This window comes from Sphingobacterium sp. LZ11T8 (assembly GCF_024261425.1).
Classification (GTDB): Bacteria; Bacteroidota; Bacteroidia; order Sphingobacteriales; family Sphingobacteriaceae; genus Sphingobacterium.
Window position 1 is genome coordinate 1 of sequence record NZ_JANBZY010000021.1, and the last position, 1,026, is coordinate 1,026.

General features: G+C 34.0%; 1 protein-coding gene. It reads left to right on the plus strand.

The window, feature by feature from the left end; translation table 11 throughout:
• The first annotated feature begins 328 nt into the window (after positions 1-328).
• Positions 329-958 (plus strand): type B chloramphenicol O-acetyltransferase, encoded by a 630-nt coding sequence (gene catB, locus NLF99_RS19625; protein ID WP_010256763.1) that lies wholly within the window; start codon positions 329-331, stop codon positions 956-958.
• The last annotated feature ends 68 nt before the right edge of the window (positions 959-1,026 follow it).

The window sequence follows — 1,026 nt, forward strand, 5'->3', positions numbered from 1 at the left end:
AACGGGAAACGCATTGGCGAAGTGGCGGATAAATTGAACCGAAAGTTCAATTTAGCAGTGACGTAGCCGATGTGTTTCCACAGAAGCTAAATTATTAAAAAAAAGCTGAATGTGGGACACATTCGGCGGAATAAAAAGCACAAAAGTTGAATTTTGAACTTAACCCGCCATTTTGCCAATGCGATGTTATGTGTAGTTTTTTAGTATCTTTGTCAGATGAAATTATCAGATTAGCAAATTTACTTTACGCAACGTATAGGAAGAGAATAGTTTAGTATTATTCTTCGTTTCCTTATTGTCTCTTATTGTAAATTAAATATGTTAAATAATGAAAAATTACTTCGAAAGTCCTTTTAAAGGAAAAATAATCAAAGACCACATAACTAATCCCAATATAATTTCGGGTAAATATTCTTATTATTCTGGTTATTATCACGGTCATTCATTTGACGATTGTGCTCGTTATCTGTTTCCGGACAGGAATGATGTCGATAAACTAATTATCGGTTCTTATTGTTCAATAGGGAGCGGTGCAAGTTTCATAATGGCAGGTAATCAAGGTCATAAATATGATTGGATTTCCAGTTTTCCATTTTTTTATATGTCTGAATTTGATGTTTTCAGTAAAAGCCAAGATGGATTTCAAAAAGCAGGAGATACAGTTGTTGGGAATGATGTTTGGATTGGTAGTGAAGCTATGATAATGCCAGGAGTTCAGATAGGAGATGGAGCTGTTATTGGCAGTCGTGCTTTGGTTACAAAAGATGTTGAACCTTATTCAATTGTAGGGGGAAATCCAGCCAAATTGATAAAAAAGAGATTTAGTGATGATGACATCCAAAAATTGCAGGAAATGAAATGGTGGGAATGGGATGAAGAAACCCTTTTTGAAGCAATGCCAATTCTTTGTTCAAATAAAATCGATTTGTTGTACAAGTTTTTTAGAAAAATGAAATGATAAAAAGAAGGTTCCGAAATTCGGAGCCTTTTTGTTTTAACTGCGTTTGCGGCTAAAATTACACATAA